Source organism: Streptomyces sp. Act143 (assembly GCF_003143935.1).
Taxonomy (GTDB): domain Bacteria; phylum Actinomycetota; class Actinomycetes; order Streptomycetales; family Streptomycetaceae; genus Streptomyces.
The window spans coordinates 235,967-251,588 of the sequence record NZ_QFRX01000001.1 but is presented as its reverse complement, the minus strand read 5'-3'; the positions used below and the strand labels follow the sequence as shown (position 1 = coordinate 251,588).

The 15,622-nt window shown below is 72.0% G+C and carries 12 protein-coding genes; 6 read left to right on the top strand and 6 right to left on the bottom strand.

Annotated elements, in window-relative coordinates:
- Window positions 1-254: 254 nt before the first annotated feature.
- Complete coding sequence (locus DI272_RS01115; protein WP_109493259.1) at window positions 255-1,136, bottom strand: NAD(P)-dependent oxidoreductase; 882 nt, start codon at window positions 1,134-1,136, stop codon at window positions 255-257.
- A 167-nt stretch (window positions 1,137-1,303) separates the two neighbouring features.
- Here DI272_RS01115 and DI272_RS01110 point away from each other — a divergent pair, with 167 nt between their 5' ends.
- Complete coding sequence (locus tag DI272_RS01110) at window positions 1,304-1,903, top strand: TetR/AcrR family transcriptional regulator (RefSeq protein ID WP_109493258.1); 600 nt, start codon at window positions 1,304-1,306, stop codon at window positions 1,901-1,903.
- A gap of 259 nt (window positions 1,904-2,162) precedes the next feature.
- On the opposite strand, the gene DI272_RS01105 is transcribed toward DI272_RS01110, so the two are convergent.
- Complete coding sequence (locus DI272_RS01105; RefSeq protein WP_109493257.1) at window positions 2,163-3,041, bottom strand: PfkB family carbohydrate kinase; 879 nt, start codon at window positions 3,039-3,041, stop codon at window positions 2,163-2,165.
- Window positions 3,042-3,309: 268 nt separating this feature from the next.
- Between DI272_RS01105 and DI272_RS01100 the strand changes: the two genes are divergently transcribed.
- A complete protein-coding gene (locus DI272_RS01100; protein WP_109493256.1) occupies window positions 3,310-4,650 on the top strand; it encodes a DEAD/DEAH box helicase in 1,341 nt (446 codons plus the stop codon).
- Between the two features lie 40 nt (window positions 4,651-4,690).
- Here the strand turns inward: DI272_RS01100 and DI272_RS01095 are convergent, their stop codons facing one another.
- From DI272_RS01095 to DI272_RS01080, 4 genes are all read right to left on the bottom strand, one after another.
- A complete protein-coding gene (locus DI272_RS01095; RefSeq protein ID WP_375138018.1) occupies window positions 4,691-5,635 on the bottom strand; it encodes an amidohydrolase family protein in 945 nt (314 codons plus the stop codon).
- 121 nt (window positions 5,636-5,756) lie between these two features.
- Window positions 5,757-7,340 (bottom strand): alpha/beta hydrolase, encoded by a 1,584-nt coding sequence (locus tag DI272_RS01090; protein WP_375138102.1) that lies wholly within the window; start codon window positions 7,338-7,340, stop codon window positions 5,757-5,759.
- A gap of 5 nt (window positions 7,341-7,345) precedes the next feature.
- The gene (locus DI272_RS01085; protein WP_181387043.1) at window positions 7,346-8,569 is read right to left on the bottom strand and encodes a serine hydrolase; all 1,224 of its coding nucleotides are present in this window, start codon (window positions 8,567-8,569) and stop codon (window positions 7,346-7,348) included.
- A gap of 197 nt (window positions 8,570-8,766) precedes the next feature.
- Window positions 8,767-9,756 (bottom strand): LacI family DNA-binding transcriptional regulator, encoded by a 990-nt coding sequence (locus DI272_RS01080; protein WP_181387496.1) that lies wholly within the window; start codon window positions 9,754-9,756, stop codon window positions 8,767-8,769.
- Between the two features lie 324 nt (window positions 9,757-10,080).
- On the opposite strand from DI272_RS01080, the gene DI272_RS01075 reads away from it, so the two are divergent.
- From DI272_RS01075 to DI272_RS01060, 4 genes are all read left to right on the top strand, one after another.
- Complete coding sequence (locus tag DI272_RS01075; RefSeq protein ID WP_109493252.1) at window positions 10,081-11,007, top strand: carbohydrate ABC transporter permease; 927 nt, start codon at window positions 10,081-10,083, stop codon at window positions 11,005-11,007.
- A 4-nt stretch (window positions 11,008-11,011) separates the two neighbouring features.
- The gene (locus DI272_RS01070) at window positions 11,012-11,935 is read left to right on the top strand and encodes a carbohydrate ABC transporter permease (RefSeq protein ID WP_109493251.1); all 924 of its coding nucleotides are present in this window, start codon (window positions 11,012-11,014) and stop codon (window positions 11,933-11,935) included.
- A gap of 136 nt (window positions 11,936-12,071) precedes the next feature.
- A complete protein-coding gene (locus tag DI272_RS01065) occupies window positions 12,072-13,409 on the top strand; it encodes a sugar ABC transporter substrate-binding protein (protein ID WP_109493250.1) in 1,338 nt (445 codons plus the stop codon).
- Window positions 13,410-13,490: 81 nt separating this feature from the next.
- Window positions 13,491-15,530, top strand: coding sequence for a beta-galactosidase (locus DI272_RS01060; RefSeq protein ID WP_109493249.1), 2,040 nt, complete (start codon window positions 13,491-13,493; stop codon window positions 15,528-15,530).
- Window positions 15,531-15,622 lie beyond the last annotated feature (92 nt).

The window sequence follows — 15,622 nt, the reverse complement described above, 5'->3', positions numbered from 1 at the left end:
CGCACGGCGACCGGTGCGGCAAGGACGGCTCACATTCCGCGCCCGTCACCGATCCCCTCCATGTCTGCCGCCGCCCATGTCCATGTCGTCCAGGTCGGCGCCGCCACCACCGGTACCGGTGCCAGTCGTCAAGTGCCCCGGCGCCAATGTGATCCGCATCGTGGGTTGTTTTGCCGCCGGAGCAGCTCTGGAGGGCTCCTGTGCCACGCAACAGTCGGCAGCTGTCGGCGGCGGTCATCCCGGAGGGCCCGTCGTCACGACCCCGCCCGCTCCGTCCGGGCCTGCAGCGCACGCACCACGGCCACCATGTCCTCGCCTCCGTACCCGCGTGCCACGGTCTCCTCGTAGAGGGCGTGGCAGACGTCGAGAAGCGGAGAGGCGAGATCCGCCTTGCGGGCGGCCTGCGCGATCAGGCGGTTGTTCTTCAGGACGTCCGCGGCACCCGCCTGGACATCGAAGTCGCGGGCCACCAGCTTGGCCGCCTTCACCCGGGAGACGGCGCTGGCCATCGGGCCGGCGTCCAGCACGTCCCGCAGCAGCCGCTGGTCGAGGCCGTGCCGGCCGGCGAAGTGGAACGCCTCGGCCAGCCCGGTCACGAGAGTGATCAGGAAGAGGTTCACGGAGAACTTCATCAGCAGTGCGCCCGGTACCGTCCCGCAGTCGAACGTCTCCCGGCACAGGGGCGCGAGCAGGGGCCGTACGGCCGCCACGGCCTCCTGGTCGCCGGCCAGCATGCCGACCAACTCCCCCTTTTCCGCCGGGAGTCGGGAGCCGGAGACCGGAGCCTCGACATAGCGTCCGCCCGCACGGCGAACGGCGTCCTCCAAGCCGGCCGAGTACTCGGGTGAGGTGGTGCCCATGTGGACGAGGGTGCGGTCGGCGACGCGGGTGGCGAAGGCCGCGGTGCCGCGCCCGAGCACCTCGTCCATGGCGCTCTCGTCGGCCAGCATGAGGATCACGGTCCGGGCCCGGGCGAAGACTTCGGCGGGGCTTGCCGCGACCTCGGCTCCGGCGGCGCGCACGGGATCGCACCGGTGCGGTGTGCGGTTCCAGACGACGAGGGGCGTTCCGGCGCGGGCCAGGTTGAGCGCCATGGGCCGGCCCATGACTCCGAGGCCGACGAAACCGACGTACACGAGGCACCACCACCAACGGTCGGCGACGGACAGCGAACCATGGACCGGACCTGGTTCACCGACTATGACAGCGGTCATAGTAGCCGAGCTTCTATGACGGCGGTCATAGGATGTGCGCAATGGCCGGTACAGGCACGGCGAAGCGGGAACGGAGAGGGAGGCCGGGGATGTCCGAGCGAGGTCCGCGCGAGCGGATGGTCTTCAGTGCGGCCCAGCTCATCCGGCGCGACGGGGTGGCCTCCACGGGCATGCGCGAGGTCGCCGCCCACGCCGGGGCGCCGCGCGGTTCGTTGCAGCACTACTTCCCCGGCGGCAAGGAGCAGCTGGTCAACGAGGCGGTGAGCTGGGCGGGGCGGTACGCGGCCCGGCGCGTCGCCCGCTTCCTCGCCGCGCTGCCGCGGCCCACGCCCGGGGGGCTGTTCGCCGAGATGGTGCGTCAGTGGACCGACGAGTACGAACAGGCCGGCTTCGCGGGCGGCTGCCCCGTGGCCGCCGCCACAGTGGACTGTGCGGAGTCCACCGCGTCCACGCGGGAGGCGTCCGCCGCCGCGTTCGCCGCCTGGACCGGGGCGGTGGCCGAAGCGCTGACGGACATGGGCGTGCCGGAGGAACGGGCCGGCGCGCTGGCCACGCTCATGATCAGCACCCTGGAGGGCGCGCTCCTCATGGCCCGGGCCGAACGGAACGTCCGCGCCCTGACGACCGCGGCGCGGGAACTGGCCCCCCTGCTCGACGCCGCCGCGCGCGACGGCCGGGATCGTCCCTGAGCCCGTTCCCGCAGCGATGACTGGAGGAGCAGGGCGTCGCCCGTCATCGGCTCACCGCACCCCGCGTTCCCTGTTCCGTCGGCGACCGGCCCGCGCAGCCCGGAGCCGCCTCGCTCGGGCACCGCGTCAGCGCCCGGCCCGAGCCGGGGCCGGCCGGTTGGTCGGCCGCGGACTGCGAATGAATTCGGCCGGCCCGCGGACGGCGAGTGCAATCGGCCGCCCCGCGGACGGCGAGCGCAATCGGCCGGCCCACCGGTGCCTACCCCATCCACTCCCGCGTGCCGAACGAGGCGCAGGCCCGTGACGCCCAAGCGGCTGCCTCACCCAGCGCACCGACGAACCCGGGCACGGTCAACTGCCCCGCCGACGCCACCCGGTGAGCGAGTGTCCCGTGCAGTACGTCACCCGCGCCCAGCGTGTCCACCACCCGCACGTCCGGGACGTCCACCGTGCCGGCACCGTCCGGCCCCTCCCACACGAGGGGCCGCCCGCCCCGGCTGACCGCCGCCCACGGGACCCGGTGGGCCCGCAGGAATCGCAGCACGTCCTCGGCGCAGGTAGTGCCGGGCGGGCGGAAGGCGTCGGAGCAGACGGCCACGTCGATCGACGGCAGCAGCTGTTCCGTTCCCGGCTTCCAACTGCCGCCGTCCAGAAGGGTCCGGCGCCCGGCGGCGCGTGCGGCCCGCGCGACGGCCACCGCCAGGTCCATGTGATGGCCGTCGAACTCGACGACGTCGAAGCCGGCCACCACAGCGGCCAGGTCGTCGGGCAGGCCGATCCGGCGCCCCACCGTGTTGGTCGACGCCACGGCCCGGTCACCACTGGCCGCGGTCACCAGGATCGAGGACACGGACGGCGGCTCGGCCGACTCGGGCGACAGGTCCCGGACCGTGACGCCGAGCCCCCTCAGGTCCGCCGCGGCGGCGACGCCCAGCGGATGGCAGCCGATCGACGTGAGCAGCGTGGCCGCCCCGCCGAGGTGCGCGAAGGCCGCGGCCGCGTTGGCCGCCGGGCCACCGGCCGCCACCGTCTGCCGACGGGCCGTCACCTTCTCGTCCGCGCCCGGCACATGATCGACGAGCTGGACGACGTCGAACGTGCACAGTCCGACGAACAGTCCCGCGGGGCGTGTGGGCACGTGGGTCGACCGTCCAGAGGTAGGCGAGGCGGTGGCGCGGAGGGGGTGCGCGGCCGTCGGCAGCGGCACGGGCACCTTACCCAGTGCGCGCCGGGCGGGAGTGGATCGGCTGTCCTGCCCGTCGATGAGGAGACCTCGCTGCGGCCCGAGCAGCGGGCGCAGGTGTTCCCACTGGTAAAATGTCGACACGCTTCGACTTGCGCCGGGGCCCGTACCGAGGGGTACGGGCCCTGGTCCGTTCCGGGGCGCCAGATCAGGAAGGTTCCCCATGAACACGAAGCCGTCGACCCCTGGGCTGCCTCCGGCCGCGTCCTTCGCCGCGCTCGACCTGCCGCCGGAGCTGCTCGGGACCATGAGCGACCTCGGCGTCACCGAGCCCTTCCCGATCCAGGCCGCCACCCTGCCCGACGCCCTGGCCGGCCGCGATGTCCTCGGCCGGGCGCGGACCGGCTCGGGCAAGACGCTGGCTTTCGGGCTGCCGCTCCTCGCCCGGACCGCAGGCCGGCGGGCGGATGCCAAGCGGCCGCTCGCCCTGGTCCTGGTACCGACGCGCGAGCTCGCCCAGCAGGTGAGCGAAGCGCTGACCCCGTACGCGCAGACGCTGAAGGTACGGCTGGCGACCGTGGTCGGCGGATTGTCGATCAACCGGCAGCAGGCGGCCCTGCGGGCCGGGGTCGACGTGCTCATCGCGACCCCGGGCCGGCTGACCGACCTCGTGGAGCGCCGGGACTGCCACCTGGACCAGGTGCGGATCACCGTGCTGGACGAGGCGGACCAGATGTGCGACCTGGGGTTCCTGCCGCAGGTGACGGCCATCCTGGAGCAGGTGCGCCCCGACGGGCAGCGGCTGCTGTTCTCCGCCACGCTCGACCGCGATGTCGAGCGGCTGGTGCGCGACCACCTGCACGATCCGGTGCTCGCGTCGGTCGACCCGGCGGCGGGTGCGGTCACCACGATGGAACACCACGTGCTGAACATCCACGGCGCCGACAAGTACGCGACCGCGACCGAGATCGCCGCGCGCGACGGCCGGGTCCTGATGTTCCTCGACACCAAGGCCGCCGTGGACCAGTTCACCCGCCATCTGCGGGCCAGCGGCATCCGTGCCGGCGCCCTGCACAGCGGGAAGTCGCAGCCGCAGCGCACCCACACCCTCGGCCAGTTCAAGGACGGTGCGATCACCGTACTGGTGGCCACCAACGTGGCCGCCCGGGGCATTCACATCGACACGCTCGACCTCGTCGTCAACGTCGACCCGCCGGCCGACGCCAAGGACTATCTGCACCGTGGCGGACGTACGGCACGCGCCGGGGAGTCCGGGACCGTGGTCACCCTGGTCACCCCCAACCAGCGGCGCGAGGTGAACCGGATGCTGTCCGAGGCCGGCATCCGCCCGACGGTCACCCAGGTACGGTCCGGCGAGGCGCAGCTGACCGCCCTCACCGGCGCGCGGCGCCCGCCGGTCGGGACGAAGAACACCGGCGGCAACGCCCCCTTCCGCGGCCTCGGCTCCCGCGCGGGCCGCCCCGCGAAGGAGTCCCGCAAGACCGCCGAGGCCCGCAAGATCGCGGAGGCCCGTGCGGCGGCCCGGGTGCGCAAGGGCCGCTGAGGCCGGGGCCGCCGACGCCGGCTGTGGCGCCGGCTGTGGCTCACAGCCCGAACAGTGCCGCCGCGTTGTCGTGGCACACGGCTCGCAGCCACCGCGCTCCCAGGCCCAGCCGCTCCAGCGCGTGCAGCTGATGCACGTACGGGTAGGGGATGTTGGGGAAGTCGGAGCCGAGCAGGACACGGTCGCCGAGCGCGGCGAGCCGGGGCAGGGCACGGCGGGGGAACGGCATGAAGCTCTCGCTGAAGTCGGTGAACGCCATGGTGGTGTCCAGCCGGACCTGCCCGTGCCGCTCGGCGAGGCCGAGGAAGTCCTCGTACTCGGGCATCCCCATGTGCGCGACGATCAGCCGCAGCCCCGGGTGCCGCGCCAGCACCCGCGCGATCGGCTCGGGACCGGTGTGCTTGCCGGGCGCGGGCCCGGAACCGCAGTGGATCACCACGGGCACCCGTGCCTCGGCCAGCAGCCCCCACGCCGGCCGGAGGAGTTCGTCGGCCGGGTCGTAGGCACCGACCTGCACGTGCGCCTTGAACACGCGCGCGCCCGCTTCGACGGCCTCGCGCACGTACGCCTCCACATCCGGCTCGGGGAACAGGGTGGCGGTGTGCAGGCAGTCCGGGGTCCGGCGGGCGAATTCGGCGGCCCAGCCGTTCAGCCACCGGGCCATGCCGGGCTTGTGCGGGTAGAGCATCGAGGTGAACGCCCGCACCCCGAACGCGCGCAGTACAGCCGCTCGTTCGGCCTCCTGCCGCCGATACGTGATCGGCCACTCCAACCCGCCGGTCAGCGGCCCCTGCGCGTCGAAGTACTCCCAGACCTTGCGCAGCACGCGCTCGGGCATGAAGTGCGTGTGGACGTCGACCAGTCCCGCAAGACCGAGCCGCTCCCGGAAACGGCGGATCTCACCGGCTTCCGCCACCAAGGACACATCGCTCGTCGCGCCTTCCGGGCTGGTGCGGCTGCCGGGCGCCGGAGGGTGATCGTTCACGTCTCCCACGATCACCCCCGGCGCGGGGGCGGGTCCAGCCGTTTCCTCCAGGAGGTGTGAGTGATCGGTCACCAGGGCCGCCGGTCGCGGGCGAGCGGTGCCCTCGGCCGGCGCCCGGCGCTCACCGGGCGTGCGCGCGGCAGGTGAGGTCCGCGGCCGGGAGGCGGCCGGTGGCGAGGTAGGCGTTGACGGCGGTGTCCACGCACGGGGTGCCGTAGACGCCGTACACCGCGTGCTGGTCGGCGCCGCGCAGGGTGATCAGGCGGGAGGAGGGCCAGGCCCGGCGTACCTCGGTGGCGCCCTCGTAGGTGGTGCGCGGGTCGCCGGTGGCGTTGACGAGCAGCGCGGGGAGGTCGTCCCTGATGGTGGTGGGGCGTTCGCGGGGCGGGTCCCAGAAGGCGCAGGCGTTCAGGTTGTTCGCGACGGGGCCGAACAGCGGTTCCCGTTCCCGGGAGTTCTGGACGTCGCGCCAGTAGATCTCCGGATCACGCGGGGCGGCGATGTCACCGCACAGGATCGCCGTCTGGACGCTGCCGTAGTGGGAGTCGGCGCCGGTCAGCATGAACTTCAGGGTGTCGGCGAGCCACGGGGACGGGGTGACCCGCTGCCCGTCCGTCGCCCGCAGCAGGTCCCGCATGCCCTGCGCGAAGTCCCCGTAGGCGCTGTCGTTGTCCTGGGAGAGGCCGTCGAGGACGACCAGGGGGACGATGTGCTCGTCCACCCGGTGGTCCCCGACCCGCAGCGGTGTGCGGGCGGCGGCCGTCCGGACGCGGTCCACGGCCGCCAGCACCGCGCCGCGGGTGCGGCCCAGGCCGTACGTCGCGTTCCGGGCGGCGGCCCAGGAGGCCCAGCCCTCCAGCGCGTGACGGTTGGCCTTCTCGGTGCCGCGCAGCAGCCGGGGGCCGTACCGGTCCGGGTCTATGACCCCGTCGAGGACGACTCGGTCGGTGCGGCCGGGGAACATCGTCGCGTACACCTCGCCGAGGTAACTGCCGTACGAGTAGCCGAGGTAGGAGATCCGCCGGTCGCCGAGGGCGGCGCGGACGACGTCCATGTCGCGCGCGGTGTTGCGGGTGGTGACGTACGGCAGCACGTCCCCGGCGTGCCGGCGGCAGCGCTGGGCGAGGTCCTCGGAGAAGGCCGCCGTGCGGTCGAAGCCGGCGCGGTCGTGGCCCGCTCCGCGGAACGCGGCGCCGGTCGGCCAGTGGCAGTCCAGCGGGGTGCTGCGGCCGACGAAGCGCGGGTCCACGCCCACGACGTCGTAGCGTGCGCCGACGTCCTTCATCGCCTGGCGCACCCACGGCGGGTCGCCGAGGGTCTGCCCGCCGGGGCCACCGCCGTTGAGCAGCAGCGGGCCGACGCGGTGCGCGGTGTCGGTGGCGCGGATGCGGGAGATCGCCACGGTGATGGTGCGGCCGTCGGGATCGCGGTAGTCCAGCGGCACGGTCACGTCGGCGCATCGGGCGCCCGCCTGGTCCAGCTCCTTGCCGGTCGTGTCGTCCGGTCCGAGCACGCAGCTCTTCCAGTCGAGGCGCTGGTGGTGGTAGCGGGCGAGGGGGTCGGAGGCCGCGTGGGCCGGAAGGGCGGTGGCGGGCAGCGCGGTGAGGCCGAGGGCGGTGGCGGCCAGTCCGAGGGCGGCCTTTCTCGTCGTACCGGAAGCACCCCGACTCGTCGTACCGGAAGCACCCCGCGGGGGGCGGGCCAAGCGGATCACTGGTGTTCCCCTTCTGTCGGTTCCGTTCCTCGGGACGGCCGTCCTGCGCAGAAGGCGGTCTCGACCGTGGCGAGGAAGTCCTGTTCGGCCTGGAGGGAGTCCGGCACCTTGTTGAGCGCGACGGCGACGGCACGCCCGCCGGGGCCCACGGCGGTCAGCGCCCGGTGGCCGCCCGGCACGGTCCCCGCATGGCCCCACCACTGGCCGCCGCAGCGCAGCGGGGAGGCGATCAGGCCGAGCCCGTAGCGGGCGCCGGGCCACAGCCGGTCGGGGTCGGCGGCCACCGTCCGCCGCATGGCGGCCAGTTGCTCCGCGGGCAGCAGCCGGCCGTCGAGGAGTGCGGTGACGAACCGGGTGAGGTCGGCGGGCGTGGAGACGAGGGCGCCGCCGACCCCGCCGAAGGTCGTGTTCCAGGCGGTGCCGTCGGTGAGACGGCCGTCCTCGGCGGTGAAGTAGCTGTGCGAGTGCGGGCCGTGGAGGCGCGTGTCGTCGCCGGGCCAGTACGTGTCACGCAAGCCGAGCGGCCGGATCACCCGGCGGGTGACCTCCTTCTCGGGAGAGTGGCCGGTGACCTCGCGGATGATCAGGCCCGCGAGGAGGTAGTTGGTGGTCGCGTAGTGCCACCTGCTCGTCGGGCGCGGCAGGTCGAGGGCGCGGGCCACGAGCTCGCGCGGCTCGAAGTGGCGGTACCGGACGCTTTCGGGGTGCTCCCACTCGGGGGCGTCGAGGTAGTCGGGCAACCCGCTGGTGTGCTGCAGCAGTTGCCGCACGGTGATCCGCCGGCCGTCGTGGCCGTTGCGCCGGATCAGGCCGGGCAGATAGCGGTCGACGGGGGCGTCGAGCACGATCCGGTGCTCGGCGGCGAGTTGGAGCACGACGGTCGCGGTGAACGTCTTGGTGACACTGCCGGCGCGCAGCCGGTCGGTGGCGTTCATGGCGCGGCCCGTGCGGAGGTCGGCCGTCCCCGCGGTCTCGGCCCGGCTTCCGCAGGGCGCGCCCGCGGCGTGCTCGGTCACCAGGACCGCCGCGCCGGTGATCCGGTCGCGATCGATGAGTGTGCGCAGCGCCCGGCGAAGTTCGTCGTGGGGTGCGCACCCGGTGTGCCGCGGTGCGGCGGCGGGCCGCGCGGCGGCCGGCGCGACGGGCACGAGGAGGGCCGCCAGCAAGGCCGCCACCCCTGCACGTCTGCCCAGTGTCGAGGTCGTACGGGTGGATGCCATACGCCACAACGCTAGGTTCGCGGTGCGGCGGGGTCACTCGGGGTGGCCGCCGTCCTCGGGTGGGGGATGCCCCCGGGTGCGGCAGGGGGTGTCCCTCAGGGGAGCGCGCGGGGGCCGGGGGCTGTCAGTCGCCGCGCGTCGGTCGTCGGGCGCCCACCGCGACGGCCCGACGCCCCCGCGCTCCGCGGCGCGTGCCGTCACTGTGCGCGCGGCGGTGCCGTGCTCTTGCGGACGATGAGTCGGGTCGGCACGAGCGTGGTCCCGTGCGGCGCGTCGTCGTGGCGTATCTTGCGCAGGACCGCCTGGACGCAGAGGCGGCCGACCTCGGCGAAGTCCTGGTGGACGGTGGTCAGGGGCGGCAGGAAGGACGATGCCTCGGCGATGTCGTCGAAGCCGATGACGCTGACGTCCTCGGGCACGCGGCGACCGCGTTCGTGCAGGGCGCGCAGCAGGCCCAGGGCCATCTGGTCGTTGGCGGTGAAGACGGCCGTGCAGTCCTCGCGCGCGGCCAGCTCCAGGCCCGCCCGGTAGCCCGACTCCGCGGACCAGTCGCCGCGCACCAGCGGCGGCACCTCGCGGCCCGCCTCGCGGAGCGTGGTCTGCCAGGCGTCGGTGCGGCGCTGGGCGGCGTAGGAGTCCTCGGGACCGGCGAGATGCCAGACCGTGTGGTGGCCGAGCCCGAGGAGGTGCTCGACGGCGGTGCGGGTGCCGCCCATCTGGTCGGTGTCGACGACCGTGTACCGCTCCCCCGCGTCGGAGTCGGCGACGACCACCTGGACGTGCGGCGGGAGGTGGACGGTGGCGGCGTCCAGGAGGTGCACCTCCATGATGACGATCACCGCGTCGACGGCGAGTTCCTGGAGCCGGGAGAAGGCGCCGCGCACCTCGTCCTGGGTGGGGACGGCGACCGGCAGCAGGGTCACGGCGTACCCCTCGGCGGCCGCGGCGGTGGCGATCGCCTCCAGGGTGCGGACGTTGCCGGTCTTGGAGAGCGAGAAGGTGATCACGCCCAGGGTGCGGAACTCGCCGCGCTTGAGGGCGCGGGCGGCGCTGTTGGGGCGGTAGCCCAGTTCACGCATGGCGGCGAGGACCTGGCGGCGGGTCTCCTCGTTGACGCCCGCGTAGCCGTTCGACACGCGCGAGACGGTCTGCGAGGACACCCCCGCCAGCCGTGCCACGTCGGCCATCGAGACCGAGGAGCGGCCCGGCCCCGACGAGCGCCGTCCGCCGGGCGCCGCCGCCGCGCGCGCCGCTGGCGGCGAGTCGTGCGTCGCGTCCATTTTCCTACCCCCTGCCTCTCCCTGCATCGCTTTGATCACGATCCTCCGGGGAGACCCTTGACCGGTGTCATCGGAGGAGTGTAGACATGCCGCCATCGGATGTTTACGTAAACATAACAGCTCAAGTCATTTTTTCTGCTGGCTGATGTTTACGTAAACATCGCGGCCGTGCCGCACGGGGAATCCCCTGCGGGGCGGCGGGTTCCATGAGTGAACGAGCGAGGAACGATCATGAAAACGTTGCAACCGCCGGCCGCCGCCGAGCCGCGCCCGGCACCGCCTCCGGCGAAACGGGACCGGCGCTCGTGGACCGGATGGGGTTTCATCGGCCCGTTCGTGGCGGTCTTCGCACTGGTCTTCCTCGCCCCCATCGCGTACTCGATCTACCTGAGCCTCTTCCGCAACCAGCTGATCGGCGGCAACCAGTTCGTCGGCCTGGACAACTACACACAGGCCCTCAAGGACGACCAGTTCTGGGCCGCCGTCGGCCGGGTGGGGCTCTTCCTGGCGATCCAGGTGCCGATCATGCTCGGCATCGCCCTGCTGGTGGCACTGGCGCTGGACAGCGGCCGGCTCTACGGCAAGAGCTTCTTCCGGATCACGATCTTCCTGCCGTACGCGGTGCCCGCCGTGGTCGCCACCCTGATGTGGGGCTTCATGTACGGCACCAAGTACGGCCTGGTCGGCGACATCAACGACGCGTTCGGCACCTCGCTGCCCGACCTGCTCTCCCCCGACTGGGTGCTCGCCTCCATCGGCAACATCGTGACCTGGGAGTTCGTCGGCTACAACATGCTGATCTTCTACTCCGCGCTGCGCGTCATCCCGACCTCGCTGTACGAGGCGGCGGAGATCGACGGCGCGGGTCAGTGGCGGGTCATCAGCTCGATCAAGCTGCCCGCGATCCGGGGCGCGATCGTCATCGCCACGATCTTCTCGATCATCGGCAGCTTCCAGCTCTTCAACGAGCCGAGCATCCTGCGTCCGCTGGCGCTGAACTCCATCACCACGGACTACACGCCGAACTTCTACACCTACTCGCTGTCCTTCAACGGCCAGCAGCACAACTACTCCGCGACGGTGGCCATCATCATGGGCGTCATCACGATGATCGTCGCCTACGCCGTCCAGCTGCGCGGCATGCGCAAGGGAGCGTGACCCGATGAGCACCTCTGTCACCGCTCCCCCCGCGAAGAAGGCCGCCCCCAGGCTGCGGACGCCCCGCAAGCCGCACACCCCCGGCAAGCCGCGGCGCAGTGTGCTGCTGACGGTGCTGATGGCCCTGATGGTCCTCTACACCGTGGTGCCGCTGATCTGGCTGGTCATCAACTCCACCAAGACCCAGGCGGGTCTGGGCGACTCCAACGGACTGTGGTTCGCCCACGACTTCGCCCTGTGGGACAACATCCGGGACACCTTCACCTACCACGACGGCATCTTCGGCCGCTGGCTGCTGAACACCCTGCTGTACGTGGTGCTCGGGGCGGGCGGCGCGACCCTGCTGGCGGTGCTGGGCGGGTACGCGCTGGCCAAGTTCGACTTCCCCGGCAAGCGCGGCATCTTCGCCGTCGTCATCGGCGCGGTGGCCGTGCCGGGTACGGCGCTCGCGGTGCCGACCTTCCTGATGTTCAGCAAGATGGGGCTCACCGACACCCCCTGGGCGGTGATCATCCCGTCGCTGGTCTCGCCGTTCGGCCTCTACCTGATGTGGGTGTTCGCCGCCGAGGCCATCCCGACCGAGCTGCTGGAGGCGGCCCGGATGGACGGGGCGAGCGAGGTGCGGACCTTCTTCCAGGTCGCGCTGCCGCTGCTGGCCCCGGGGATCGTGACCGTGCTGCTGTTCACCACGGTCGCCACCTGGAACAACTACTTCCTGCCGCTGATCATGCTCAAGGACCCCGACTGGTATCCGCTGACCCTGGGTCTGAGTGCCTGGAGCTCGCAGGCACAGACCATCGGCGGAGAGGTCATCTTCAACCTGGTGATCACCGGCTCCCTGCTCACGATCATCCCCCTGATCGCCGCCTTCCTGTTCCTCCAGAAGTACTGGCAGTCCGGCCTCGCCGCCGGAAGCGTCAAGGAGTGACGCCCCCAAGCCCCCCAATGCAGCACCGCTGAACCATCCCCGAAGAACCCCTGAACCACCCCTGAACCACCCTGAAGAACCCCTGAAGCTCCCCCACCCTCACCTGTCCCACCCACGAAGAAGTGGAAGCACCTCCATGCGCAGAACAACGAGCCGCATCCTGCGCGGCATCGCCCTCGTCTCCACCCTCGCCCTCGGCGTCACCGCCTGCGGCGGCTCCGACGACGACTCCGACACCAAGGCCGTGTCCGCCGGCGACATCAAGGCGGCGCTGGACAAGGGTGGTTCCATCACGGTCTGGGCCTGGGAGCCCACGCTGAAGACGGTGGCCGCCGACTTCCAGAAGAAGTACCCGAAGGTCAAGGTCAACCTGGTCAGCGAGCGCTCCGGCGACAAGCACTACACCGCGCTGTCCAACGCGATCTCGGCCGGCAAGGGCGTCCCGGACGTCGCCCAGGTCGAGTACTTCGCGCTCGGCCAGTACTCCCTCACCAAGGGCCTGACCGACCTCGCGCCGTACGGCGCCGACAAGCTCGCCTCGAAGTACACGGCCGGCCCGTGGAACGCGGTCAGCGACGGCGACAAGGTCTACGGCCTGCCGATGGACTCGGGCCCGATGGCGCTGTTCTACAACAAGACGGTCTTCGACAAGTACAAGATCGCCGTCCCGACCACCTGGGACGAGTACCTCGACGCGGCCCGCAAGCTCCACAAGGCCGACCCGAAGGTCTACATCGCCAACGACGCCGGTGACGCGGGCTTCACCACCTCCATGCTGTGGCAGGCCGGTTCGCGCCCGTACAAGGTCGACGGCACCAAGGTCGGCATCAACTTCGACGACGCGGGCGCCAAGAAGTTCGAGACGGTCTGGCAGAAGCTGATCGACGAGAAGCTGCTCGCCCCGATCAACGGCTGGACCGACGACTGGTACAAGGGCCTGGGCGACGGCAGCATCGCCACCCTGGCCAGCGGTGCCTGGATGCCCGCCAACTTCGAGACCGGTGTCCCGGGCGCCAAGGGTCAGTGGCGTGCCGCCGCGCTGCCGGCCTGGACCAAGGGCGACAAGGCGAGCGCGGAGAACGGCGGTTCCTCGCTGACCGTCCCGGCCCTCGCCAAGAACAAGGAACTCGCCTACGCCTTCACGGAGTACGCCAACTCCGGCGACGGTGTCGCCACCCGTGTCTCCGAGGGAGCCTTCCCCGCCACCAAGGCGCAGCTGGAGGACCCGGCGTTCCAGAGCAAGAAGTTCGACTACTTCGACGGCCAGGAAGCCAACAAGATCTTCGCCGAGTCCGCGGCCAACGTGGCGAGCGACTGGTCCTACCTGCCCTTCCAGCCGTACGCCAACTCGATCTTCAACGACACCGTCGGCAAGGCCTACGTCTCCGGCACCACGCTGGCGGAGGGGCTGAAGGCCTGGCAGGACGCGTCCGTCAAGTACGGCGAGGAGCAGGGCTTCACCATCGAGAAGTAGTTCTCGCGGAAGCAACGAACACCGGGCGGCGCGGCCTGCGGGCCGCGCCGCCCCGTGCACCACCCCTTCGGAAGGACCGCCATGATCTCCACCCTCCACTCCCGCCGCCGCGGAGCGGACGGTGACCCCACCCCGCGTCTCGCCTTCGGCGCCGACTACAACCCCGAGCAGTGGCCCCGGGAGGTGTGGGAGGAGGACGTCAGGCTGATGCGGGAGGCCGGTGTCACCGTCGTCTCGGTGGCGATCTTCTCCTGGGCCCGGCTCCAACCGGCCGCCGACGCCTGGGACTTCGGCTGGCTCGACGAGGTCATGGACCTGCTGCACGCCGGCGGCATAGGCGTCGACCTGGCGACCGCCACCGCCTCCCCGCCGCCGTGGCTGACCACGGCCCACCCCGAGATCCTCCCCGTCACCGCGACCGGCGAGACCCTGTGGCCGGGCGCCCGTCAGCACTGGCGGCCCACCTCCCCCGTCTTCCGCGAGCACGCCCTGCGCCTGGTCCGCGAGATGGCGACCCGCTACGCCGACCACCCCGCGCTCGTCGCCTGGCACGTCTCCAACGAGCTGGGCTGCCACAACGTCTACGACTACTCCGACGACGCGGCCCGCGCCTTCCGCGACTGGCTGCGCGCCCACTACGGCACCCTGGACGCCCTCAACCACGCCTGGGGCACGGCGTTCTGGTCGCAGCGCTACACCGACTGGCAGCAGATCCTGCCGCCGCGCCTGGCGGCCTCGCACCCCAACCCGACCCAGCAGCTGGACTTCAAGCGCTTCTCCTCCGACGCCCTGAAGGACTACCTGCGCGCCGAGCGGGACCTGCTGAAGGAGATCACCCCGGACGTCCCGGTCACCACCAACTTCATGGTGATGGGCGAGACGAAGGGCATGAACTACGCGGACTGGGCCGAGGAGATCGACTTCGTCTCCAACGACCACTACGTCCACCCCGGCCCGCAGTCCCGCGACGAGCTGTCCTTCTCCGCCAACCTCACCAGCGGCATCGCGGGCGGCCGCCCGTGGTTCCTGATGGAGCACTCCACCAGCGCCGTCAACTGGCAGCCGGTCAACGTGGCCAAGCGGCCGGGCGAGCTGGCCCGGGACTCCCTGCTGCACGTGGCGCACGGCGCGGACGCCGTCTGCTTCTTCCAGTGGCGGCAGTCGGCGGCCGGCGCCGAGAAGTACCACTCGGCGATGGTCCCGCACGCCGGTCCCGACAGCGAGCTGTTCCGCGCGGTGGCCGAACTCGGCGCCACCCTCAAGACGCTGGCCCCGGTGGCCGGTTCGACGCGGGACAGCGCGAAGGTCGGCATCGTCTTCGACTGGGACTCCTGGTGGGCCAGCGAACAGGACTCCCACCCCACCTCGCTGCTCAACTACCGCCAGGAGGGCCTGGACTGGTACTCGGCGCTCCTCGCGCTCGGCGTGCGCGCCGACCTGATCACCACCAAGAGCGACTTCGCGCGCTACGACGTGCTGATCGCGCCGGTCCTGCACGTCGTCCCGGCGGAACTCGGCAAGGAGCTGACCCGCTACGCCGAGCAGGGCGGCCACCTGGTGACGACCTACTTCTCGGGCGTCGTCGACCAGAACGACCATGTCTGGCTGGGCGGCTACCCCGGTGCGCTGCGTGACCTGCTCGGCATCCGGGTCGAGGAGTTCGGTCCGCTGCTCGCCGACGAGTCGGTGTCCCTGGACGACGGCTCGACCGGCACCCTGTGGACCGACCGGATCACCCTGGCCGACGACCGCACCGAGGTTCTCGCCCGCTACGACTCCGGCGACCAGGCCGGGCGACCGGCCGTGACCCGCCGTGCGGCGGCCGCCGGTTCGGCGTCGTACGTCTCCACCCGCCTCGGCGTCCCGGGGCTCACCGCGCTGCTGCCGCGTCTGCTGGAGCCGGCCGGCGTGGCGAGCGAACTCCCGGCCGAGGCGCGCGGACGCGTCGAGCTGACGGTCCGCAGGAGCGCCGAGGAGCAGTTCCTGTTCCTGGTCAACCGCACCGACGACACGGTGCCGATGCCCGGGTTCGCCGGTGACGTGCTGTACGGCACGGCCGGCGACGGCGGGCTCGTCCTCGGGCCGCGCGAGGTCGCCGTGGTGCGCCGGCCGGCCGTCTGACCTCATCTGTCTCCCCGGGCGGCACCTGACCCGCCCGGGGGCACCTCCCCTCCCCGTACGTCCGGCGGGAGGGACCACCGCAGCGTTTCCAC

Bases quoted from the DNA above. Each gene is read 5' to 3' on its own strand.
- DI272_RS01110 (WP_109493258.1), top strand. From the start codon at position 1,304: ATGTCCGAGCGAGGTCCGCGCGAGCGGATGGTCTTCAGTGCGGCCCAG.
- DI272_RS01075 (WP_109493252.1), top strand. From the start codon at position 10,081: ATGAAAACGTTGCAACCGCCGGCCGCCGCCGAGCCGCGCCCGGCACCG.
- DI272_RS01070 (WP_109493251.1), top strand. From the start codon at position 11,012: ATGAGCACCTCTGTCACCGCTCCCCCCGCGAAGAAGGCCGCCCCCAGG.
- DI272_RS01080 (WP_181387496.1), bottom strand. From the start codon at position 9,756: ATGGCCGACGTGGCACGGCTGGCGGGGGTGTCCTCGCAGACCGTCTCG.
- DI272_RS01065 (WP_109493250.1), top strand. From the start codon at position 12,072: ATGCGCAGAACAACGAGCCGCATCCTGCGCGGCATCGCCCTCGTCTCC.
- DI272_RS01060 (WP_109493249.1), top strand. From the start codon at position 13,491: ATGATCTCCACCCTCCACTCCCGCCGCCGCGGAGCGGACGGTGACCCC.
- DI272_RS01085 (WP_181387043.1), bottom strand. From the start codon at position 8,569: ATGGCATCCACCCGTACGACCTCGACACTGGGCAGACGTGCAGGGGTG.
- DI272_RS01100 (WP_109493256.1), top strand. From the start codon at position 3,310: ATGAACACGAAGCCGTCGACCCCTGGGCTGCCTCCGGCCGCGTCCTTC.